The organism is Pseudovibrio sp. Tun.PSC04-5.I4 (assembly GCF_900104145.1).
In the GTDB taxonomy this organism is placed as follows: domain Bacteria; phylum Pseudomonadota; class Alphaproteobacteria; order Rhizobiales; family Stappiaceae; genus Pseudovibrio.
The window spans coordinates 490158-512040 of the sequence record NZ_FNLB01000008.1; the positions used below are offsets into that span (position 1 = coordinate 490158).

The 21883-nt window shown below is 50.8% G+C and carries 19 protein-coding genes and 1 pseudogene; 2 read left to right on the top strand and 18 right to left on the bottom strand.

The annotated features are described in order from the left end of the window. Nucleotides 1–64: 64 nt before the first annotated feature. From BLS62_RS29815 to repC, 4 genes are all read right to left on the bottom strand, one after another. The gene (locus BLS62_RS29815; protein WP_093177166.1) at nucleotides 65–559 is read right to left on the bottom strand and encodes a helix-turn-helix domain-containing protein; all 495 of its coding nucleotides are present in this window, start codon (nucleotides 557–559) and stop codon (nucleotides 65–67) included. A 482-nt stretch (nucleotides 560–1041) separates the two neighbouring features. Next, nucleotides 1042–1470 (bottom strand): putative periplasmic lipoprotein, encoded by a 429-nt coding sequence (locus BLS62_RS29820; RefSeq protein WP_093191337.1) that lies wholly within the window; start codon nucleotides 1468–1470, stop codon nucleotides 1042–1044. 4 nt (nucleotides 1471–1474) lie between these two features. Continuing rightward, complete coding sequence (locus tag BLS62_RS29825; protein ID WP_093191340.1) at nucleotides 1475–1960, bottom strand: hypothetical protein; 486 nt, start codon at nucleotides 1958–1960, stop codon at nucleotides 1475–1477. Between the two features lie 18 nt (nucleotides 1961–1978). Beyond that, nucleotides 1979–2464 (bottom strand): replication initiation protein RepC, encoded by a 486-nt coding sequence (gene repC, locus BLS62_RS29830; RefSeq protein ID WP_093191344.1) that lies wholly within the window; start codon nucleotides 2462–2464, stop codon nucleotides 1979–1981. A 153-nt stretch (nucleotides 2465–2617) separates the two neighbouring features. On the opposite strand from repC, the pseudogene BLS62_RS29840 reads away from it, so the two are divergent. Further along, nucleotides 2618–4002: pseudogene (locus BLS62_RS29840) on the top strand (IS3 family transposase); the annotation flags it as partial. Here the strand turns inward: BLS62_RS29840 and BLS62_RS29845 are convergent. Next, a complete protein-coding gene (locus BLS62_RS29845; RefSeq protein WP_093191347.1) occupies nucleotides 3965–5044 on the bottom strand; it encodes a helix-turn-helix domain-containing protein in 1080 nt (359 codons plus the stop codon). The pseudogene BLS62_RS29840 and the gene BLS62_RS29845 sit on opposite strands and share 38 nt — an antisense overlap. Nucleotides 5045–5748: 704 nt before the next feature. Here BLS62_RS29845 and BLS62_RS29850 point away from each other — a divergent pair. Continuing rightward, complete coding sequence (locus tag BLS62_RS29850) at nucleotides 5749–6936, top strand: M48 family metalloprotease (RefSeq protein ID WP_093191350.1); 1188 nt, start codon at nucleotides 5749–5751, stop codon at nucleotides 6934–6936. A gap of 49 nt (nucleotides 6937–6985) precedes the next feature. Here BLS62_RS29850 and traI read toward each other — a convergent pair whose 3' ends face one another. The 13 genes from traI to BLS62_RS29910 all read right to left on the bottom strand — a co-directional run bounded on the left by traI (nucleotide 6986) and on the right by BLS62_RS29910 (nucleotide 21873). After that, on the bottom strand, nucleotides 6986–9229 hold the full coding sequence (gene traI / locus BLS62_RS29855) for a TraI/MobA(P) family conjugative relaxase (protein ID WP_093191353.1): 2244 nt from the start codon (nucleotides 9227–9229) through the stop codon (nucleotides 6986–6988). Next, complete coding sequence (locus BLS62_RS29860; protein WP_093191356.1) at nucleotides 9226–9618, bottom strand: hypothetical protein; 393 nt, start codon at nucleotides 9616–9618, stop codon at nucleotides 9226–9228. Before BLS62_RS29860 ends, traI begins: the two co-directional genes overlap by 4 nt. Next, a complete protein-coding gene (locus tag BLS62_RS29865; RefSeq protein WP_093191359.1) occupies nucleotides 9615–11993 on the bottom strand; it encodes a zincin-like metallopeptidase domain-containing protein in 2379 nt (792 codons plus the stop codon). The genes BLS62_RS29860 and BLS62_RS29865 overlap by 4 nt, the downstream gene beginning before the upstream one ends. Further along, nucleotides 11990–12199 (bottom strand): hypothetical protein, encoded by a 210-nt coding sequence (locus BLS62_RS29870; protein WP_093191362.1) that lies wholly within the window; start codon nucleotides 12197–12199, stop codon nucleotides 11990–11992. Before BLS62_RS29870 ends, BLS62_RS29865 begins: the two co-directional genes overlap by 4 nt. Further along, the gene (locus tag BLS62_RS29875; protein ID WP_093191366.1) at nucleotides 12199–12588 is read right to left on the bottom strand and encodes a hypothetical protein; all 390 of its coding nucleotides are present in this window, start codon (nucleotides 12586–12588) and stop codon (nucleotides 12199–12201) included. The genes BLS62_RS29870 and BLS62_RS29875 overlap by 1 nt, the downstream gene beginning before the upstream one ends. Nucleotides 12589–12606: 18 nt before the next feature. After that, nucleotides 12607–14556: a type IV secretory system conjugative DNA transfer family protein gene (locus BLS62_RS29880; RefSeq protein WP_208991306.1), complete on the bottom strand. Its 1950-nt coding sequence runs from the start codon at nucleotides 14554–14556 to the stop codon at nucleotides 12607–12609. After that, nucleotides 14553–15509: an ATPase, T2SS/T4P/T4SS family gene (locus BLS62_RS29885; protein WP_093191371.1), complete on the bottom strand. Its 957-nt coding sequence runs from the start codon at nucleotides 15507–15509 to the stop codon at nucleotides 14553–14555. The genes BLS62_RS29880 and BLS62_RS29885 overlap by 4 nt, the downstream gene beginning before the upstream one ends. Before the next feature lie 133 nt (nucleotides 15510–15642). Continuing rightward, nucleotides 15643–17769 carry a hypothetical protein gene (locus BLS62_RS29890; protein WP_093191377.1) on the bottom strand — a complete coding sequence of 709 codons (2127 nt, stop codon included), beginning with the start codon at nucleotides 17767–17769 and terminating at the stop codon, nucleotides 15643–15645. Nucleotides 17770–17790: 21 nt separating this feature from the next. Continuing rightward, the gene (locus tag BLS62_RS29895; RefSeq protein WP_093191381.1) at nucleotides 17791–18909 is read right to left on the bottom strand and encodes a TraB/TrbI/VirB10 family type IV secretion system protein; all 1119 of its coding nucleotides are present in this window, start codon (nucleotides 18907–18909) and stop codon (nucleotides 17791–17793) included. A 2-nt stretch (nucleotides 18910–18911) separates the two neighbouring features. Then, a complete protein-coding gene (locus tag BLS62_RS29900; protein WP_093191385.1) occupies nucleotides 18912–19898 on the bottom strand; it encodes a TrbG/VirB9 family P-type conjugative transfer protein in 987 nt (328 codons plus the stop codon). Beyond that, on the bottom strand, nucleotides 19895–20665 hold the full coding sequence (locus BLS62_RS29905; RefSeq protein ID WP_093191389.1) for a VirB8/TrbF family protein: 771 nt from the start codon (nucleotides 20663–20665) through the stop codon (nucleotides 19895–19897). The genes BLS62_RS29900 and BLS62_RS29905 overlap by 4 nt, the downstream gene beginning before the upstream one ends. Then, nucleotides 20652–20822: a hypothetical protein gene (locus BLS62_RS31160; protein WP_159436611.1), complete on the bottom strand. Its 171-nt coding sequence runs from the start codon at nucleotides 20820–20822 to the stop codon at nucleotides 20652–20654. Before BLS62_RS31160 ends, BLS62_RS29905 begins: the two co-directional genes overlap by 14 nt. A 16-nt stretch (nucleotides 20823–20838) precedes the next feature. Further along, nucleotides 20839–21873: a type IV secretion system protein gene (locus BLS62_RS29910; protein WP_159436612.1), complete on the bottom strand. Its 1035-nt coding sequence runs from the start codon at nucleotides 21871–21873 to the stop codon at nucleotides 20839–20841. Nucleotides 21874–21883: the final 10 nt, after the last annotated feature.

Genomic DNA, 21883 nt, shown 5'->3' on the forward strand with positions numbered 1-21883 from the left:
TATATAAGTGTTGTACACCCCGGTACCGTCTCTGCTTATGCACGCGGCCGGGGTAAATTATTTTTCAACTACTTTTGCGCTTACCTTTTGGCGTTTCAAGTTCTTCCTTCTTAGCCTTTCTCTCGTCTCTTTCTTTTGTGAACTCTGGCTCGAAGCTCTTCACCTTTTCGACTAGCCCATCGAGATGATAGATATTGCTACCCCAATCACCTGCCGCTGTTTTTTGTTGCTCGCGCCTAATCAATCCAGCAACTTCCAAAGCCCTAATATTGTTTTGAATTGTCTTTGGTGTAACGCCAATTCTGTCAGCAAGCTCTTTTTTTCGCGGAAATGGCTTGCGTCGCGGATCATGCCAATAGTTCAACAGCTGAAGAATTATGTTCATCTGGGTAGGGTTCAGCCCCAAACGCTGTTGGCACCTAATAAGGATTGAGGGTACGCCCGCATATCCATGGGAACACACATCCTTCCCCCAGATCCTCTCTGTGGATGATTGCTTTTTACTCTTCGTACCTGCAGTTCCAGTAAAAGGAATTACTTCCTTGTTTGCTTGTGTCATTGCAACCTCGCTTTCAACTTAACAGTAGATGGATCACGAGGTTCAAACAAGTTCGCTAGGGCGTCATGGTGGGGCAACATTTTTCCCTACCTGTATATTCGTTCATTCCGCTACTTAGAAGATACGGTACTTCGATATACGTTACTTAGATGGTCATTCATCACCCCTAGCTCAGGAAAACTATTTCCCTACTCCTGGGTAACCAATTTTCCCCGCCTTCACGTGAAAAAAGAAGTCAGTCAGCTTCTTAAACCACAGTCTACATGGGGTCTGTTGAGGATACGTGTAAAATATACTCACATGACCGTATCCTATTGACCTACCGACATTAATTCGAGTGGGGTTAACATCCTCATTCAGCTATGTGCCCATAGGGCCTAGGGTGGGTTTTGTGGCTTACAAAATCGGTTTGAAGTTCACCCTCAAGTTGTGCCCCACAAGCAGATCAAAACTTTCCGCACGATTTTCTTTCGATTTCGTCATTATCGAGCAGCCTTATTGAGCAAGCCCTGCAATCGCTGGCCATCTGCTGACGATACCACGGAAAAATCATACTGCTTCGCGGTTCCCGGATTCATGAGTATTCCAGTCCAACCTATGACCTCAACTCCGTCTTTTGTCTTCGCGAACTCCACTTTCAGCTTATGATGGGGAAGCCCGGTTGAGCGATCCGCATAGTATCTCTGCCCCTCGGTTTTTGGATCCATCACCTTGGTCGCAATCACCTTTTTGCTGGACTGAGTTTTAATCTCATACCCCTGCTCACGGAACTCCTTGGCAAGATAAGCTGAGACTTGCTGGGCACTTTTTTGACTGGTTGCCCTTGGTGGGTTTTCATCGGTGACAGGGGCTGTGGTTTGGCAGGCCACAAGCAGCATTGAGGCTGCGATAAGAGAGACGTATTTCTTCATTGGTTCAATCCTTTGCCTTATGCGGGAAGCACTTTTTGCGATGACGTTTTATTGCTGGATTGGTCAGGAACATATCGACTAATTGGATCATCTCAACGGTATCTTCCCTGGGCGTGGAAGGGTAATTCGCGTAACAGGCCAGTACCATTGCCTCGCAACCTTCCGCCGTGATCGCGGCCCCTAGCGATTGGGCTCTGCTTTCGATCCTGTTTCGATGCCCAAGCATCGCATTTGCCGGAAATAAGAGCTTTCCGTCCTGTGCCATAGCTCTTGTGAATTCCTGTGCTAATTGCCGAACTCTGTCATCACCAAGTATGTGTTGAGTGGCACCAGTCATTGCTTTTTCTCCTTCTCGTCTCATTCTGTTGTATCCTTTCTGTGTGAACTCAGGACTAGGATTTTCAGCGTAAACTTCACGCAAAAAGGTAATAAATTCAGTAGTTTGATGAACTTTAACGCCTTTGTCCATAACAGCGACCAGCGGCAACACAGCCGATTTCTGACAGGGTTATTCATCAAGGTTTCCCTTGCTGAGCAGTCCAAAAACAGATTTGTGAAGATGGAGATCCCCGGCCTCGGCCTTGGCTAAACAGCCCCGTAAAAAACCACCATATGAGTTGATCGTTGTCTTCGGATCGGTGCTTCTGCGCTCGGCAATCACGACAATTGTTGCGGCCGCACTTGCTCCCAGTTTGCTATAGGCTTCCTGCCATGCAGGGGCGGAGATCCCCAGATAACCAGCTGCCAGCTGTGCCGCTTCAACAACAGCAGCCCAGTCAGATCCACCCGGTTTTGAGGCATTGCGGATCATGTCGCGCAGCATGAGGCTGGCACAGGCCAGAACTTGCTTGAGCGTGATGTGCTCGATGCCGGAGCTGCAATAATTTGCGTGTGCTGAAGGCGGCAAAGGGGAGGGAAGGGGAAGCAACTTGGGTCTTCCCTCAAGCTCCTTCAGGTGTTGACCTGCCCCTCCGTGCCAATAAGTGTGAGACATTCCACTGGCCAAAGTTTACACTTGATGGCGTAGGAGAACGAACCCATGGTTATGCCTTCACAGACACCGCTTTCACCCGATACTGGACCTGATGATATTGTGCCCCCGCCACCGCCAACCCGCATGGTGACAGCGCCAGTGCAGCCTACAGCCGAGTTGACCGCTATCCCTAAGCGGAGAAGTTTCACAGCCAAATACAAACTGCGCATTCTGGACGAGACGGACCAAGCAGCAGACACAGGTGGTGTTACAGCCATTCTACGGCGCGAAGGGCTTTATTCTTCTGCGCTAACGGATTGGCGTCGGGCGCGCGCTGCAGGCTCATTGGGATCATTGCAGCCGCGTCAACGTGGCCCACAAAAAGCACCCGCCAACCCATTACAGGCCGAACTGTCCAAGGCTAACCGTGAAGTTTCAGCACTACGGCGGCGTCTGGACCAGGCGGAAGCCATCCTTGCAATCCAAAAAAAAGTGGCGACATTGTTGGACGAGATGGAGCAGACGCCAGAGCGCAGCGGCAAGTCATGATGGCCGTCGCGATTGCTCTGCCCTCAGGCAGCGGCCTGACCTCAGCCGTTTGCTCCGCGCTCTCTTTGTCGCGGGCAAGCGTTTTTCGCCATCGCGCTACATTGGCTGCTCCGCCACGCGCGGTAAAGCCACGTCCCCCCTCAGCGCGTGCCTTGCCGGAAAATGAACGGGCTCGGGTACTGGACCATCTGTGTGGGCCCAGGTTTACCGACCAGACCCCCACCGAGGTATTCGCCACTTTGCTGGATGAAGGCACCTACCTCTGTTCGATCCGCACGATGTATCGGATACTGGCCGCTCAGGGCGAAGTCATTGAGCGTCGCCGTCAGCGCACGCACCCTGTCTATCAAAAGCCGGAACTTCTAGCCGAAGCTCCCAATCAGGTCTGGTCTTGGGATATTACCAAGCTGATGGGCCCGGTGAAATGGTCTTACTTCTATCTCTATGTCATCTTGGACATCTTCAGCCGCCGTGTTGTTGGCTGGCGCATTGAGCAGGCCGAAAGCGCCAGCCAGTTCAAGGAACTGTTCATGGATGCGATGGGAAAGCATGCTGTTCCACGCGATCAGTTGACATTGCATGCCGATCGTGGCGGGCCAATGAAGGCAAAGACAACGGCTCTGATGCTGGTGGATCTTGGTGTGCTCAAATCCCACAGCCGACCCCATACCTCAAACGACAACCCGTTCTCAGAGGCCCACTTCAAGACGCTGAAATATCAGCCCGAATTCCCCAGGAAGTTTGAAACCATCGAGCAAGCTCGCGACTTTTGCCGCAGATTCTTTGCATGGTACAACGAACAACACCATCATGCAGGCATCGGACTCATGACCCCTGATCAGGTCCACTTTGGACAGGCCGAGGCTGTCTATGCCGCACGCCAAGCAACTCTCGAGGCTGCGTTCATCAGTACACCCGAGCGCTTCGTACTAAAACCGCCAAAACCACCTCAAATCCCGACGGCCGTCTGGATCAATCCACCAAAGCCAGAGAAAGAAAATCAAGCTTAAAGTCCAAATGCCACTGTCTCAAAGTCGTTGACACGTTCCGTGCAGGGGCGGCGCTTCCATGCTTTCTTTTCTCAAGAGCCATTTCCGCGTTAGCGGCTAAGGGAGATTTCAAGTCGTTGCCGGAAGGCAATGTCCGCCTATTACTTCTTTCGTTAGAAAGTGATTGTTTTGTATTGTTTGTATTTATGTGTCGGAAATTAATTTCCGACCTGTCGGAAGTATTCTTCCCACCAAAGGCGGTTTTCCGCTCTTTCAAGGGTGCTGTTTTAGTCTCGCCTGGATGTTGGGTACTAGCCCCGTTTGGGGTTGTTTCACCATCAGGAGTAGCGGGCTTTTCGAACGCCTCGATGAGTGATTTCATCTGCTGGCTCCACTGAACCAGCTGGGTGATTGTCACCCGCGCCTCAACCCGTTTTGGAAGGCTTTTCAGCAGGCTCATTGCCTGGTCTGCAGCCGCATGGCCGGGGTTCAAGGTGAGGCGTTCGCGCAAAACACGTTTGTGGATCTGAACCCCTGCTTTTTCCTGCTTCCAGATCAGCGCCCGTTGTTCCTGGCCTTCAACCAAATCCAAAAGGCGTTCATAGAGAGCGGCCAGTGGTGCCAGATTAACGCCATAGGCTTCCTTCAGTTCCCCACTTGGAGATCTGTGGCCGTATCGACGTTTGTTGCCGCTGTCATGCCAGCATAGTAATCCAAGGCGATTGAGCGCACGTTCAATATTTAAAACCTGACGCTCACTGATCCCGCGCCGGCTCGCGGCCGCACTCACGGTCAGATAGACAATTGGACTGCTGCCAGGTTGCCAATCTTGCAGCCGCGTAAAACCCATCAAAAACTCCAGATAGGAAATCAGCGCGCCTGTAATGTTCATTGCAAGCCTCGCCCGCTTCAACAAGGAGAGCACATCCCAGTGGCTCACCCCGTCCGGCAATCCAACAAAGTCTTTTGCAGCCTCTTCAGCCATCTCATTTTGCTGGCGCGATGTGTTACCGATTCCGACTATTTTTGTCGGGGTTTGCGGCCGTGCCGCTTCAATATGCATGTCGTAATTTCCGTTACAAACGGAAGCTTTGAGCAGAATTGAGAGTAAAAAATCCCGTTCGCAAAAACTATTGCGTTCTTCACTCTTGCAATTTTTGGGAGAACAACATAAAACCGTAGGTGCTTATTCTATTGGTTTTATGTTGTGCTCCCTGGTTGCCTCTGGCTTCCAGGGTTTACTTTTTTATGGACTATGTCCGCCTGTTTCTCTTCCTTTATTGATGTTTGCTTGCTGTGTTTGTGTCTTTAACGCGAGAATACTCCCGTAGATGAATCACAAAGCCACCAAATAAAATCCATGAAAATATTACACTTGAAACGAGTATCAACTCTACTCGTATTCGCGGCTGAGTGCGGCCTGCATCCGGTTATCCAGAGCTTTATGGAAAATTTGAACTTCGTTTTATTCTTCCGCCAAATTATTGATAATGCTCACTTAATGGCACGTGCCACTGTGTTAACATTGGTTAACATTTACCGCTCTTCAGCGAGTAAGGCAGCTCATTTACAATGCTGGATGATCAAGGTAACTGCCTTAAGATTTAAGGTGCCATACCTTCGATTACTTCTCATGTTATGACTTTACTTAAGATGAATTGAAGTACAAATGAATTATAACTAGTTTTACATGCCTGACGCATCAATATTAACTTGCAACATATACGTGTAATCTATAATATATTAAGTAGTATAGAGGGTTGTTTTATGTTCGGGTTATTCAGCACATTAAAGATTGATTTGGTTCGGGGCTTGTACTTTGCTTTTCTGATTGCGCTTGGCAGTACAGTCAATTTCACCTCACTGTGCATCATTTTGGACTTTGCGGAGTTCTTCTACGATGTTCCAAAAGAACTAAACGGCCCTTTGGGGTTCGCTTTGAGCTTTGCTGCAACCTTTCTGTTCCCAATGGCCCTTTTGAGTATTCCAGGTCTGATTGAAGGTGTGCTGGATATGCGCGCTGGAAGCCGCCGCCCCTCAGCACGCGAGCTTACACAAATTGACCCGGTCAAAGCCTACCTGCAGGCTCAGGCCGAGGCCAATGGCGTGAAGCTGCCAAATGCAAAATGGCTGGTGAAGGATAGCGCTCAAATCAATGCGGCAGCCTATGGCAGGAACCGGATTTACTTCACCACCGGCCTTTTAAAACATGCGCGCAAAAGCGCAGATGGCTTTGAGCAGTTTGCCGGGGTTGCCGCCCATGAACTGGGGCATTTACGCAATGGCGATGCACGGGAAAATCTATATTACGATCTGTTGTTGTTCCCTGTACGGATCTTCACGCCGATTTTCGAGTTCCTCTCCTTTATTCCAATCGTAAACCTGATCACCCGCCCGATTCATATCCTCGTCATGTTGCTTTACAATGGCTTGTTCTCGTTTTCAGAAACCCTTTCAACCAGCAAGGAATATGCAGCCGACCGTTATGCGTTCTCGCTGCTGGGAGAAGCCGGCCTTGCAAGCCTGTTCAACACCTTCGTCACCAATGAGGAAGCCATCACTGGTGTTTATGCCAATTTGACCAGTTCGCATCCCCCCTCTGAGCTGCGCCGCGATGAACTTGTCCAGCTCACAGATAATGGCGGCGCTCCTGCCCATATCGATCCAGTCCCACAGGAGTTCCTCACCAGCTTTTACGCCAGCAAAAGGCATCCCTTCAAAGTCCAGCCACCCAGGATTGATCCAGTTGAAGAAAGCCCCATCACACCAGAACGGAAAGAAGATCAAGCACCACAATCTTCTGGACCTGTCTGGTTAAATGTTCCCTATGTTCAAAAGGACCAGGCCAAAGCTCTGGGCGCAAAGTTTGATTGGACCTCCAAGCGCTGGTATGCCCCTGATAACGCTGCCGTTGCTGCGCTTGAACAATGGCTCCCACAACCAAGCACCAATTAAGTTGGTAATCTCACAGGGCTAAAGCGAACGACTTCCTTCACGAACCTTGTTATCTTTCCATGCCGTATTCCTGCTGCTGTTTTTGCTTGCTGTCTTTCACGATCGTACGGTGTTGGCTTTCAAGATCCTGAATGGCTTTGTGTTCACCAACTGATCTAAACCAGTCATTCCAACCCATTTTCTCAATTCCATTCTCGTTTTGACGTATGACCGGCTTGATTAACTGCGCCCTGACGTCCTCACGTTCAAGGACCTGATCCTGTCTTGTTGTCGCGATAATGATTGTTTTGTCAGGGTTCTTGCGCGCCATGTCTTGCGCAACAAGCAATAGATTTTCCTCATCAAACACCACGGCAACGGGCCGTTTTGTCAGCTCATGCAAGGCTGCGGCATCGGCGTACCCTTGCGCGATGAGAACCGTATCATCCTCTTTTGAAAGTTCGCTTGGTTTGCCGGGATCGGGCGCACCTAACATGTGCAGCAGCCCGCTCGTTCTCGCCCCGCGCAATCCTTCATCTCCATTGCCGTCAACAAACTGCAGAGAATGCAACTGGCCCTCTATGTCGCGCAGTGGAACCACGATGCGCTCTTTTGCATCCAGGCCAACTCCATAAGCCGCAATTTGTTGCTCAGCCAGGTAAGAGCAATTACTGTGATCCGGGCTAACGCTGAGATTATTCCAAACCACATAAGCTTGCCGTGCGCGCATATCGCGAATGCGCTCCTCGTTGATGGTATTGATTTTATCAAGTTCAGCGTCACCAAGAGCCTGATCGCGCCACACCAAGCCTTCGCGGCCCGATTCCTTCAGGTTGGCATCGACTTTGAGTTCCAATACATTGCGGGTATCGTTTTCATCCAGATCCGCCTTCACGATTTCAACGCAGGGCACCCCTTGCGCAAAGGCGCGGTAAAAGCCTGTATCTGCATCTTCAAACTTGGTGCGGTGCCATAGACCATCCATGATCATGCCGTGTTTAAGTTCGCCGCCCTGTTCCTTGACGAACTTCTTGGCAGCCGCCTCAAAACCTGCTGCGCTTTGCTCTTGCAAAGTGGCCGGTTTGTGCCATTTGGCGCAGTCACGATAAGTATCAAAGTTGGGTGCAAACCAACGTTGTTCATTCTTGTCCCACCAGGCTCCTGCTTGCTTGGCTTCCTTGGTCTCAATGCGGGCAACGGCAAGAAAAAACTCGTTTTTGGCGCGGGCATGATCATTCCGGTTTTGCCGGTTGCAACTGGACCTGCCACCGCCGCCACCTCTGCCGCCGGTTAACAGGGAGAAAAACAAGCTTTGGGCCTTCATCAACTCCGCCGCTTCCTTGTGCATTGGAGCTTGTGTTTGCAGATACCCGCGCCAGTTACGCGCACGGCCGCGCTTGCGCGCACCCAGATACTTTAGCCAGAACTTGGATTTGCGCGCTTTGGGGTCAACGGGTTTACGTTCATACTTGTCCTTAGACGGTTCACTTTGAGTTTGGGTTTGAGACTGGGTTTGCTCTGCTTTTTGCTCGCGCTGCGGGAACACCCCGAACTTGTCTTCCATCGCTTTTTTGGAAAACTTGCGATCTACCGCGCTGGCCTTTTCCGCATTCTCCCCGTCCATATCCTTGAAAATCAGACCATTGCCGCGCTTTTTCATCTCCACGCCGTAATCAGAAATTCCCTTTTGGAACTCATCCCAGCTTTGAGATTTCTCCCGGATCTCCAGAAGCTTTTCCTTGTGCTCTTTCACATAGGAGGAAAACGACAGTTCCCAGGTATGGCGCTCATGATCCTGCGCTTTCGAATTGGCGTTTTCCTTCACACTTTCCAATCCATTATCGACCTTCAGGTCATATTTTTTCTCAAGCTCCGCTTTGAGTTTTAAAAGCGTTTCCTTGGACTTCCAGGGACTGTGCATCCGTCCGGTTTGCGGGTGGATCTTGGAATAGGCCACATGCATATGGAAATTGTCGGTATTCTTATGCGTTGCCACAACACGTTGATGCTCTTCAAACCCCAGTGCTGCAGCAAACTCCTTTTCAATCTCGCGCAACTGATCAGGTGAGGGCTTTTCTTCTCCAAATGAGACGATGAGATGATAGTTCTTGGCGGTTTTTGCGCGTGTGTTGAGGTTTTGGGACGCCTCGACCTCGCTGATCACCAGATCCAGATCATCCTTTTGTGTGCCGGCATTGCAGCCCACAACCCAAAGATCATCCAGTTTTTCGCCTTTGTCTTTTGCGCCGGCAATGTAGGTGGCGAGAGTGGCAAATTTGCCCTCCCGCCTGCTGAGCGCTTCCTTGGCGATCACAGCTTGATCTCCCGCGCCCGTGTCTTCAAAACACCCTGCAAATCCCGCAGCTCCTGCAAAAGCTTGCTCATTTCAACATGGTGATGCATTTGAACAGGATCCTTCAACGCCTCATCAAACAGGTTCCCAAGACGGGCAATATCTGCATTGATCTTCAAAAGACCCTGAAAGTTCTGACGCGCGGAAATATCTGGCACCGCTCGGTGTTTGAGGATGTATTCCACCAGCTGGGAAACAGACATTGTGCGCTCTTCAGCTTCATTTTTCAGCTGTGCTTTGAGTACTGGTAGAACATGCGCCTTCACAGGAACCCGTGCCCCTTCCTTCAGTGGCGAGAGGTGAGAACGGGCGTAGCGAGATTTACCCGTCGCAGATTTATCCTTGCTCACATCGCCATTCCTTGTTCCTGGCCTTGAGCTTGGGAGCGCGGTTTCGCCTGCGCGCGCTCTGTGACGATCTCTTTTTCCTGTTCTTTGGTTTGCGCTTGTTCAAGCACCTGGTCACGGCGCTGCTCTTTTGCCAGCGGCAGGCTTTGGATCTGGCTCTTGTTTCCGGATTTATCTTGTGTCTGGATCTGGGCCTGAACCGCAGCTTGGGTTTGGGCTGGTGTTTGCACCAAACGCTGCTCTTTGCGCGGCATGACCTGTTTGGCCTCGCTGATAAACTCACGCGCTGTCGCATCAATCCCGCGTGAGGCTTCCATATCATTCCAGTCCGTCAGACCTTTTTGCTGTTCCACTTTGTCAAAGTGCGGTGTGATAACAAAACCGCCCGTGGCCTTTGCAGCTTCTTCAGCCTTAACCAGCCCCTTGTTTGGAAGAGGCTTTTGCTTTTGGGGAAGGTGGTGATCATTGTCGGCAGCAATCAAGATTGTAACGTGCGGATATTTTTCGCGAATAACCTTAGCAACACGGACCAGATTATCAGCATCAAAAGCAACAATGGTTGGTTTGTTGGTGATGACATGAGCTGTACTGCCGGTGGAATAGCCCTCTGCAATGACAAGCGTATCTGTGGCTTTTAGTTTTGACCCGTCCCGCAAATACCCTTGAGGATCTATTGTGTGGAACAGCCCCTCTTTTCGCCCGTCCGTCAAATAGGCTTTTTTGTCGGTACCAACAAATTGCAAAGACTGAAGCCTGCCGCTCTCATCACGAAGAGGGACAATCATGCGCCCTTCGCCATCGAGCTTGACGCCATAGCCCCGTGAGCCCTTGTTCTTCAAATAGTCGCAGTTGCTCTGGTTCGCCCACGTTTTGCAGTTGACCCAGATCCCGTAGGCCCGTTTTGCTGCCCTGCCCTGCTCCTTGGTACGCTCTAACGCGCGCTCTGCTGCTTTGAGCTGTCCCTGTGCGCTAAGAGCTGCAAGCTCTTCTTTGGAAACCTTCTGGCCGGTGCCAACCCATTTTTCCAGCTCACCTTTGAAGTTCTTAAGCAACCCGGTCGGAACACCATCTGTATGAACGCAGTAAGAGGCGTTCGATTCCTTCTCCCCGATGAGATAACAACGGTGCCACTTGCCATCCATCACCAGCGATTTTTTGCCAAGCTCAGCCCCCGAGACCGTCAGGAACGCGGTAAACTCTTTTTCAATATCCGCTCGGCCTAAGGATTTTGGAGCCTCATTGACCTTCCAGTGAGCCAGCTTTTCAAGAGCGGCTTCATTTGGCGCATACCAGCAGCTTGTCTTGCGATCAAAACGGGCACCCAGCACCTTGGCCTGGTCTTTGTCTTCAAAGGGCACGACAAGATAAGTCCGGCCGGGCTTGGGTGGCTGCAAAGACAGTGATTTATCTGTATTGTCGTCACGATTTGCTGAGCGGTCCAGTGAGTTCAAAAGGTGCTGAGTTTTATCATTGACCGGTTCCATGATCTGATCCTTGCAGGCTAGCTGTGCGCGGAGATGTGCAGTGCGTTCCAGGTCCAGGCGCTTTTCAGGTTCCATCACCCATGTGCGCATCACCTCACCATCTCGCGCTGCCCGGAACAAAACGTTGCGATCCTCGCTGATCATCTCCATCCAGCGCTGCGCGTAAGCACTGTGACTGGACGGATCTGGAGAAAGTCCAACCTCCCGGCAAACGAGATAGGAGGCGATCTCAGCGCGAAACGCCTCATGAGCATGTTGCTGTGCCCCAAAGGGATTGGTTTCGCGTGCAAGGCGTGTTTCATGGGCTGTAGCCTGCGTTAAACCGTGCAGCACAGTGCTGTGATAGTCTTTGGCGTTCTTGAAGGCACTTTGAGCGGGCAACTCAAGCTGGTCCTCACCCGCCATATAAACGGCTTTGTCGCTCGCGCTTTCACCAACAGTAACGCCGCTTTGCGCAAGGAGGCGCGAAGCGCGCTCAACTGGATCAAGACTGCGGGGCTTTTGCTCAAAAGCTGCAAGGCCCTCAATTTGCTCGCCGTTAAAAACGCTCGGATAGGAAACCACCGGTCGCTCAAGTTTAACTGCTTGTCCAGCCTCAACACCTGTAAATTGCCAGTGCTCAACCAGAACGCCTTTCTCGCCTTCCCGCACACTCAAACCTGCATTGGCAATTTCCTTTAATGTGAGCCAGCGCGGGTCCTGACGTCCCTGCATATCGAGCCAAAGGGCATTGATGCCGCGATACCGCTCCCCCTCGCCAGGACTGTAAGGTAACTCGCGCTCTGGTGTGGGTGTCTGCTCTGAGTGCCACGGGGCAAGACCTTGCCCGAGGCGGGTCAGGATTTCGTTGGTAACGCTCTCACGAAACTCCCGGATTTGAGAGGAAGCTGTCATTGCTCATCCTCGCCGGTTGCTGTGCTGTTCTGGTCAAGCAAGACGGCAAAATCCAAAGCGTGATCTTCAAACGCGCCCATATCTTCGGCAAGATCAGGATCAACAGCAGGATTGAGGCCAGCCTCCGCCAGAAGAACAATCGTGCGCGATTCAACATCTCGTTGGTCCTGGTCATCAATCAGGATTACAGGTTCAGGCTGGTTCATCACAGATTCCGTGTTGCAAACTTGGCAAAGCGCTTCAACAGGCTTTGCTTTTCGTCTGTAGTGACTGGTTCAACAACCATCAGTTCTTCAGTTTGCATTACCTCTGCTGGTTTCTTTGCAGCAGCAACTTCCCTCACAATTGGAAGCTCGCCCTCGACCCAACGCATGAGATTTCGCAATTGTTTGTGTTCCGGATGTTTAACTTGAAGTTCCAACACCCGTTCAACGGTCATTTGTTCCGTGAACTCATTCTCGCGAACAGGGATATTGTGTAACGCTTCAGCGACTTGAAGTGCTAAGCTCTCCCCGCCTTCTATCCGTTTGTCCAACAGTGCACGAATGAGCACAAATCCTTCTTGTGCCAGCCCTTCTGCATTTAAGATCTTCATCTGATTGTTCTCCCTCGCTCATGGACGCATTGCAGCAGCGCTGATGCGTGATAAAATGGCTTGTTTGCGAACGTGATCGCTCGGCTCAGGATCAGCTTTTGCGGGGTTGCTGGCAGGACCCTTCTGCGGTTCTTGTGCAGGCAGCAAAGGCGAGGACGATGGGGGCGGAATTTGCGCCCGTCTCAACAGCTCTTTGTCTTCGAAGTACAGCGTTTGCTCTCCAAAGATTGTTGGATGACCGGCGACAAACACCAGCATCTCTCCTGCAGCAACTCTTTTGCCTTTGCCCCCCGTTCCTATGAGGCGCATTTGCATGCACTCATCTGCAGTCATGAGAGGCCGTGCCACTTCTGAAATACTCTCTGAAATCCGCGTTCCAACCTTATCCATGTCGGTACTTGCAGAGCGTTTTTTGGAAACAACAGTGGTCTTGCCGCTCATGTCAGACAGGAGCTTTGCCGTCTCAATCCGGTTGGGAGCAAAGGCAACACGCACATGGCAGTTTGAGGTAATTGCTTCTTCCTTGCCGTAAACCTTGTGAAGCTGGGTGAGGTCTTGAATGATAAGGAACGCTTTAAGGCCGTAACCGGCCATATACGCCAGCCCTTTTTCAAATATTTCCAGTTTTCCAATGGCGGTAAACTCATCCATCAAAAGCAAAAGCCTGTGAGAGTAATGCTTTTTGCTCGCCCCGTTTTCGAACTCCATATTATCCGTCAATCGGGAGAGGATCTGGTTCATTATGATACGCAAAAGTGGCTGCATCCGCTCAATTTGCGAAGGTGGGATGATCAGATAAAGAGTGGTTGGCGTTTCCCCGTTCATCAAATCATTGATACGGAAATCGCAATCAGAGGTGTTTTTTGCAACGATTGGATCTGCATAGACAGCAAGCTGACTGGTCCCGGTAGAATGAACACCTGAGCGCTCCGCACCCGCCCGCTTGCGCATCCGCGATGCCCCGATGCGCACTTCGTCATCAACCAGCTTCCGGCCGTGCTTGAAATTTTCCATATCAACCAGCAGCCGTTCAAAGCTGTCATCATCCGATTTGGGTGCGCCCTTTTTTTTTGGCTTGGGTGATTTCTTATCTTCGTCTTGCTGCTGCTCTGAATTTCCCTGATCCTGCCGAACGGGATCATCCAGATCCTCATCACCAACGGACATAAAGCCCTTCACATCTGCCAGTGTTGCTGTGCGGCCTTCTTTGATCATTATGCGGTAAAGAACATGCAAGATCGCAGTTGCAAGCCAGGCGTAACCTTCCTGCATCCAAAAATCCTTCAGGCCCTTGCCGTCCGGGTCAATGATCATCAAGGCAATGTTCTGGCAATCTGCAATCTCATGAAGCGATCCCATGCGCACTTCTTCCAGCGGATTGTAGCGCAGTGAACCCTCTATCGAGGCAGGGCTAAAACACAGAACCCTCTGGCCCTGACTTTCCCGCCAGCCTGCTGTGAGCGCGTAATTCTCGCCCTTGATATCAAGGACAATCGCGCTCTCTCTCCATGAGAGCAGGGTTGGAAGAACAAGCGAGACACCCTTACCGGACCGGGTTGGAGCAAACGCCAGCGCGTGTTCAGGCCCGTCATGACGCAGTGTTTTGCCTTTAAAACCGCCAACAACGATGCCCGTATCATTGAGCAGTCCCGACCGACTAATATCCTTTTTGGTGGCCCATTTAGCCGATCCGTGCAGGCTGTTTGATCCATGATCGCCTGAGAGTGTGGAGACGCCTGCGCGGGCAAGAATGACCCGGCCAAGGAGTAAAACAAGCGCGCCCGCTGCACTGCTGGCATAAAACGGATAGGCGATATCGTTCGGGAACTGCTTGGTGGCCTTGTAATAATCAACGATCCAGACCCACCAGCGTGGATCTAAGGGATCAAAGCCCATCAGAACATACCAGCTCGTCAGTGTTCCGCCTATGATAACGACAAGGGAGAAAAGAGAAATTGCCTGCATCATGCCGCCATCTCCCGATCTAGAATTTCGCCATTACGCATGACGTAAGTGTCGTTTTTCATTTCCCAGATATCGGTAATGCTGCGTTTTCCGCTCAGATCACGGGTGATGTGGATGACCAGATCCACCATCTGTCTCATGAAGTAATCGGCATCCAACTTCTCCCCGGACGCATCGATATTTGCCTGGAACCTTGCGCTGACCATTTCCGGCCGGTCGGCATGAACCGAGCACATCCAGCCCCGCGCTCCGGTGTTCAATACATTCAGCGCATTGAAGGCGTTCTGGGTAGAAATCTCGCCAAAAATAATACTTTCAGGAGAGATCCGCATCATATGCTCATAAAGCTGCTGCCAGCTCTGCAGGCCAATGCCCTGACTGGCGTCACGAGCTGCAAAAAGCGCGACACCATCACGAAACCGATCAACCTCAAGCTCAGGCGTATCTTCAACGCTGACGACGCGCCGCTCTTGCGGCAAGTGGGACAACAGCTTGTTGAGCAGGGTTGTCTTGCCGGTATTCGTTCCCCCTGAAATGACAATATTGGCCTGCCGCTCAAGCGCGTTCAGGATGAAATCAACCATCTCATCGTCAAGGCCCATATTGGCAAAGGAGATCTTATGAGGATGCTTGCAGCGAATGGACAACGACAGATGACCAGATGAGGCAGCTCCCATCAAACATTCAAAGCGGTGCCCATCGGGCAAGGTGGTTGAGACTTTGGGATGCTCATCTTCTGAGAACCGCAGACCCTTTGAATAGGCCAGCGCACGGCAGATTTTCACAAGCTGAAAATGTGTTAGTCTGGGCGCGTCCTGCTCGCCCGTTCTGTTCTCAAGATTACGTCGTTCAATAATGATCTTTTGAGGCTCGCTCATACGCACCTCGACAACATCTGCATGGTCGTAAAACTCAGCCAACGGCTTTAAAAGCTGTTCAAGCAAAATGTCAGACATAACTTCCCCGTTCACCCTGATTAAGATTGCAGGATGTTCCAACTAATACTCTGATTGCGTTAGATAATTGTCTTTTGGTGATACTGGCAGGCGCATTGCATCAACCCGCCAGATCAGTTTCAGTTAAGCGTAATCAGCACTGACTGCTGCCGAATCTCGGGCCTTTGATATATCCCTGCTTCGAAGAGAGTAACTTTTTCTTCTTACTGGACCACGAGGTGTACTCAATACGCCCATCCGGGTATTTGATTTTGTATCGGGTTTTGTATTCCTGATATGTCGTAATTGTTCCCCAGACCTGAGAACAGTCCGAAGGGTATCGAGAATAGCTCTTAGTCTTGCTGTAGTTCTTGTTTTCCAAGTCTCGCGTGCAAACATCAGAAACAATGCCGTTTCCTTCACCCGCCTCAAGAACGTATTCACTGCCATCCGGTCTTGTGTAGGTGCGCACCAGTGTTGACGGGGTTGTCTTTTGACACCCATCAATCGCCGCATCACCGTCACGGGGAATGTCTTCCTCTTTGACGAGAGAATAACCGACCTGAGGTGCACCAGCCAAAAGCGTGTTTTCGGTAATATTATATCTCGTGCCATCTACACTGATGGAAACTGTTGAAAGCGCCTGTCCAGACAGCTTTGCATCATCATTCACCCAGCCCATGATCTCAACACTATGCGTATAGCTGGTAGCTGATTGCTGGCATTCATTCACGAAGATACGGTCAGGGTTTTCATAGTAATACCGTTCACGACCATAAGAAATTCCTGCACCAAGATCATGTGTAAAGCTTGCAGGATCATCACATGTATCTGTCGTTGCACGGATGCCCTTGCTGACTGTCTGGTCAGGTTTGCATTCATCAATGAATTGTTTTGTGCCCTTTACTTCGATTTGAGTACGAGACTGAGGTATGGCAATTTTTGTATCCATGTTTAGGATGACCGGACATACATCAACGCCGTTTTCCTTAAACAACACATTGTGCGTAAAGACGTTCCCCGTATCGATGCAATCTGACGCCTGATAGGTCACATTGTCCTTCATGTAAGTCCAGGTGCCCATCTCCTTGGATTTACCAGCGTAAAAGTCATGTTTGATGGAACACGCAGCCGTATTCAAAATCAACGGTAGCGCAGGGGTCGTTTCTGAGGGCTGGCAGCTTTGAACCACACGCTCAGTGTTATTGCGATCCGTGTAAACAAGGGAAGAGACGACTGTTGCTGTTTTGGCGACCAGATCGATATTAATCGGGCAACTGTCTTTTTCGCTGATACTGAAAGTCTGGTTCAGATCAGGCTGACACTCCCCTAAATCCTTACGTACTTTAACATCATCCAGATAGTAGGCTTGGTACTGAGGTTTTGCTGAACGCCCCGGAACATCGACGACATCTGGACAAGTGCCATATTGCTGCTGAACAGTGAAGGTTACGCCTGAAGGCTCACATACTGTTTCATTAACAAGAACACCATCTTTGAAGGTCTGCGTCTTGTTCTGTCCTTTGACAACATTTTGGACTGAATCATAAACCGGCTTACAGCCCTCTTCAGTAATTTTAATCTCTTCCTTAGGGTCCGCCACTTCCCGGCGATCAGGCGTTTGATACCCATTTGCCGCTTTATCTTTAGCCCCGGAGCTATTTATAGCAGGGGAACCTCCATCAGATTTTTCCTGAACTTCTTCCTTCTCTTCCTCCTCGCCTTTCTCCTCTTCTTCTTTAACATCCTCCCCGTTCAATGTTTTCAACGCCCGCACCAAGGCCGCTTCATTTCCCTTGATTGAGATTTCCTGTTCTGGATCAATCCTGGGCGTATCCATGTTGTACTGGGAGGAAAAATCCTGAGCATCCAGATCAACAATCATCCCTTCTTTTTTCAAGCTGGTGATGACTGTCTGGCCGATGACTTTCCCATTGTAGGTCGCATAGCTGGTGTAACCGTCAATGGTCACCCCCTCAATGGAGACTGGCTCGTCAACCTTTGGCTGGGACCGAAACACCAAAGATGTTTCTATTGCTTTGCCTTTTTCCAGTTCCAGAAGTTCAGAAACGCCTACGGAAAACAGGTTCTCGGTAAGTTTTTTTTTGTCGGCTGCATCGGCCGTTTTTCCCGCTTGATCTTCCAACGAGTTCGCGGCTTGAGAAGCTGTTACCGCATCTGCTTCAATAGGCGTTGGAATGCCAGCAGTTTGTGCAATTCCAACTGAGATCGGGACTGCCAAAGATAGCAGTGTTGCCCCCAGTATTATCCTGGATTTCATAATAGTTTCCCCATTCCTCACTTAGTTTGGACTTGCCAGATACCAGTCGTACTTGGGCCGGATTTGCACCCTCGTTCCCTGACTGATGCGAATGACCGGCTTCAGATCGACCGTTTCCTGAAGGAAATGACTGCTCAGCACACCGATGTTTTCAGAAATTCCAGAAAAGGCTTCAGAGGCAGCACTGCCTTTGCCCTCACCGCTCGAACCGCCGCTTTGTGTGGCGAGCGTAACGGCACTTTCAACTGCTGCACCAATCCCCACGGTCATGACCGCAGAGCCGTATTTTTCCCACCAGCGGTTATCAACGTCACCAGAGACGCCGCCATAGCCTTGCGCATCTCCTATTGTCGCGCTGAGCTGGTAAATCTCGGCCCGGCTTTCACCAAGTCTTATGCGGTGGCAATTGAAGCCAATTCGGGTTTGACCGGCTTTATCAGCACTTTCATAACTGCACTCCAACCGTGATCCACGCGGGATCAGGATCGTGCGGCCATGGTAGCCGTAGGTGGGACGGCTCACCTGAATAACAACGGCTCCCTGCGAGGACAGTTGCGAGTTGATGCCACCTTCCAAAATACCGGTAATGTAACGATCCGACCCCATGATCCGGGTGTTATCGACCGCACTGGTACTCAAACGGCGGGGTGCTGCGTACTCATTGTTGTTCTTATCGATCCCAGCGGGGGGCAGGAATGCCGGCACAATGTCTTGTGGTGTTGGCCCCGGTATCGGCAAAGCAGGGCGCTTAGTCCCGGCCTGATCAAAATCCCCACCGTTTGACCCTAAACGAGTTTGAGAACCGCGCCGCGCCATCAGTTCTGATTGCAACTCAAGCTCATAAGGATCAGGCTCAATCACTTTGGGCGGGTCCGGCTGAACCAGAACTTTGACATATTCAGTTTTGATGATCGGAGCTGGCGGCTTTGATTTGACCACCACCGTTTTTTCAACCGGCACCTCCTGCCTGATGATAATGGGAGGTGTTACGACCACGGCCCGAGGCTCTGGCTTGGGAGGGGCCACATAGTCAAAAACGCCGGGATCATCTGTTTGTGGCAACCGCGGAATCTGGTCTTGTGGGGTTGCGCATACACCAACCAGCAATCCAGTCCAGGCTATCAAATCACACAGAGCCATTCTCAAGCCCCTGTGTACTGGATGCACATGAAAGACTGACCCGACTTCAATGTGATAAGTCGCTGAGTGCTTTCAATAATATAGGTTGTGCCGCTGACGCGGGTGTTGACCATCTCATCGATTTCATCAACCACCACATAGGCCGCTGGCAGCTCAAGGTCGTTCCACTTCTCGCCAAACTGGATGTAGGTGAAATTGTCATCGCGAAAGACCGAGGCGGGCTTAAGTGTCTCATCACCCCACAATTTATAGTCATTCCATCCGCGCAGTTTGGCAGGATCAAAAGGAGCGGTTTTCAGGAAATCCTTTGTTACTTTTTCTGCCGTACCCCCTGAAGGGATAGCAGGATTTAAAAGCGCTGCGCCCGCTTGATTGCTCCACTGGGTGTAGCTGATATCAGAGCGGCGCACCCCCTCGATCTTGAACATCAAGTCAGGCAGGTTTTTTGAGCTGATCCCCTCAGAGCGCAGATAAAACGAGTAGACCTTGCCTTCCTCAGTGTAGATCTGCAAGGAGCTGTCCACGCCCGCCCCATAAGGTTTGACCACAACCGTATTGGCGTTACGCGGTTCGACCTCGAACTTGCTGCCATCTCCCAGATCCGTTGAGGTGATGGTTGCCCCTTCTGGAAGCTGGATCGCTGTGACCATGTACTCACGCAACCGAACCCGGTAAACGCAGCTTTCGCACTCAATCTGGCTGTGCGTTCCGCTGGTCTTACCTGCGCTATCCCACGCTTGCTGGATTTGCCCGCCTGCAGACGTTGGCCGGACCATCTCACCGTAATTGCCCCGGCGTTGCTGCTGCGCCTGTTTTTTGACAGCAGCAGGAACAATACCTTTAGCCGCCATAACGCTTGAGCCGTTTTGAATTCTGGTTTGAACAGAAGGCTTTGAAGGCATGTTAATTGCGGTTTGTGCATTGGCAGCAAACGAGAGCGTGACCACCGCTGCAACAGAAAGGAGTGAGGTCTTAATATACGTATTCATAATGTTTTTTCCTTAACGACCATTCCGACAACGCGGATGCCAAGCGGGTTCTCATAAAGCTCGGCTTCTTTGATTTCCTGAGGGCGTGTGGTCAGTTCCAGATAGGCGCGGTATTGGCGGGTGGTGCGCGGGGTCCGCTCCAGTTCATCAATCTGACTGAACTCAACCGAGTACTGCCAGACATCGCCGTACTGGGCGATAAAGTTAGAGCTGTGAACGATGATGGAGCGGTTCAAACCGTCCTTGAGAGCATCAGCAATGTTCTCTTTGCGTTTGTCCAAAAACGCACTCCAATGTTTGCGATCGGAGTAGATCATTGCTTCTTTGAAACGCTCATTTTGCGTAATATTGTCAATGGGCAGGGTCAAAGACACATAGCGGCGCGAGAACTGCTCCAACATCATTTCAAAGCCGTCCACCTCCTGCGAGATTGGCTCAACCCGGTAAATGCGGTTGTCGGCTGGATCTGCCCGAAGCAACGCAATGCGCGTTTCTTTGAGCGGATAAGCCTCAATCAAAGCCTGTGAGACACTCGCGGTTGCAAGACCAAAGATAATGTTGAGACCAACCGACAGTTTCAAAAACCATGCAATGCGGCGATGAGAAGAACGAAAAGCAAACTCATCGACTTCACGGAATGAATGGGGTTCAATACTCATAGGCGCTTGCGGTTCTATTGGCGGTGCCCCGGCTAACGCAGGCTCACCGGGGCTTCCCAGGTCCTTTGCGTCACTCAGTGCTTTGGCGCTGGAATTACGCTTGAACATTGATCCACTCAAACCCTTCAGGTTGGTAATCAATCGCCAGGCAGGCACACGGAGATTTTCTCATCTCATCACTGCCCTCTGGCTCATACGGCATTTCCACATTGGCACAACCGGCAAGAAAAAGGCCAAGTGCCACAACACTAACTAACTGTTTCATTGGAAGTTTCTCACCCTTAGGATTTGTCTTTGAAAACAACATTGAGCTTGTCCTTTATATTTTGGCCGCTCTGATGCATGTCCGAATTGGTCCGCTTCAAGACAGAACTTGCAGCTGCACCGCCAACACGGCCTGCAAGACCTGCTCCCATTGAAGCGCCCTTTGCAGCCCCGCCCGTCATCATGGCGGCACCAGCCCCGCCCATAGCTCCGCCGATACTGCCAACCATGGATGTGATTTCAGAAAGAAGGGCCGTTGCCATAAAGCCAAGAACAACAGCCAGCATATACGGGCCGCTCAGCACGTCACTGGCCCTTGTTGAAGTGGTGTTTGAATCGCCCACGTTAAGCCCGCTAATCAGCGAGATGATAATTGCAAACACAGTACACACAGCAAACAAGGTAAGGATGGCACTCAGCACCACCCGCACCGCAGACCACGCCATATCCCGGCCCCACGGAAAACTTGCAGCCAGAACAATAAGCGGACTGATCAGAGTGAGAACCGTAAGGCGCAGCAGCGCAGTCGTGATATGAGCCAGGAACAGGATCAATAAGAGAGCATAGGGAATGACCAGAGCTGCCGCATAAAACAGCTCTTTGATGTAAGGAAGGTTGGCGTTTTCAATGATAGCCACTGCTACGGAAAACACCTTGCGCAGGACACCTTCCACGGCACCAATCAGTGCAATCAGTCCGCCGTCTTCGTTGATATTATCAACCCCGAGGCTCATGATCTTGATTGACAACCCGCTCATGATGGAAATGGAGGTATCAAGTACTTGCTGGGCTAAACCTTCTCCCAATCCCTGAAGAAAGGTAAATCCCACAAGTATATAGACAAACTGTTGACCAGCCCCTTGAATATCAATGGTGCCTATTGCCATTTTGATGCCTTGAAATACAATCCAGACAACAAGAATTGCAACAAACAGGCCCAACATGCCGCCATTAAAACTATCAAAAAAGCCGTCAATGACTTTATCAGCGTGGTCTTGGTACGACACAAAGATTTCACAACTGATACAAGCGGGATTATTGTCATTCGCCATGTGTCTGGCC

What these genes read in the sequence shown, in the direction of transcription:
- BLS62_RS29815 (WP_093177166.1), bottom strand. Translation starts at nt 559, where the DNA reads ATGACACAAGCAAACAAGGAAGTAATTCCTTTTACTGGAACTGCAGGT.
- BLS62_RS29820 (WP_093191337.1), bottom strand. Translation starts at nt 1,470, where the DNA reads ATGAAGAAATACGTCTCTCTTATCGCAGCCTCAATGCTGCTTGTGGCC.
- repC (WP_093191344.1), bottom strand. Translation starts at nt 2,464, where the DNA reads ATGTCTCACACTTATTGGCACGGAGGGGCAGGTCAACACCTGAAGGAG.
- BLS62_RS29845 (WP_093191347.1), bottom strand. Translation starts at nt 5,044, where the DNA reads ATGCATATTGAAGCGGCACGGCCGCAAACCCCGACAAAAATAGTCGGA.
- BLS62_RS29850 (WP_093191350.1), top strand. Translation starts at nt 5,749, where the DNA reads ATGTTCGGGTTATTCAGCACATTAAAGATTGATTTGGTTCGGGGCTTG.
- BLS62_RS29865 (WP_093191359.1), bottom strand. Translation starts at nt 11,993, where the DNA reads ATGACAGCTTCCTCTCAAATCCGGGAGTTTCGTGAGAGCGTTACCAAC.
- BLS62_RS29870 (WP_093191362.1), bottom strand. Translation starts at nt 12,199, where the DNA reads ATGAACCAGCCTGAACCTGTAATCCTGATTGATGACCAGGACCAACGA.
- BLS62_RS29875 (WP_093191366.1), bottom strand. Translation starts at nt 12,588, where the DNA reads ATGAAGATCTTAAATGCAGAAGGGCTGGCACAAGAAGGATTTGTGCTC.
- BLS62_RS29880 (WP_208991306.1), bottom strand. Translation starts at nt 14,556, where the DNA reads ATGATGCAGGCAATTTCTCTTTTCTCCCTTGTCGTTATCATAGGCGGA.
- BLS62_RS29885 (WP_093191371.1), bottom strand. Translation starts at nt 15,509, where the DNA reads ATGTCTGACATTTTGCTTGAACAGCTTTTAAAGCCGTTGGCTGAGTTT.
- BLS62_RS29890 (WP_093191377.1), bottom strand. Translation starts at nt 17,769, where the DNA reads ATGAAATCCAGGATAATACTGGGGGCAACACTGCTATCTTTGGCAGTC.
- BLS62_RS29895 (WP_093191381.1), bottom strand. Translation starts at nt 18,909, where the DNA reads ATGGCTCTGTGTGATTTGATAGCCTGGACTGGATTGCTGGTTGGTGTA.
- BLS62_RS29900 (WP_093191385.1), bottom strand. Translation starts at nt 19,898, where the DNA reads ATGAATACGTATATTAAGACCTCACTCCTTTCTGTTGCAGCGGTGGTC.
- BLS62_RS29905 (WP_093191389.1), bottom strand. Translation starts at nt 20,665, where the DNA reads ATGTTCAAGCGTAATTCCAGCGCCAAAGCACTGAGTGACGCAAAGGAC.
- BLS62_RS31160 (WP_159436611.1), bottom strand. Translation starts at nt 20,822, where the DNA reads ATGAAACAGTTAGTTAGTGTTGTGGCACTTGGCCTTTTTCTTGCCGGT.
- BLS62_RS29910 (WP_159436612.1), bottom strand. Translation starts at nt 21,873, where the DNA reads ATGGCGAATGACAATAATCCCGCTTGTATCAGTTGTGAAATCTTTGTG.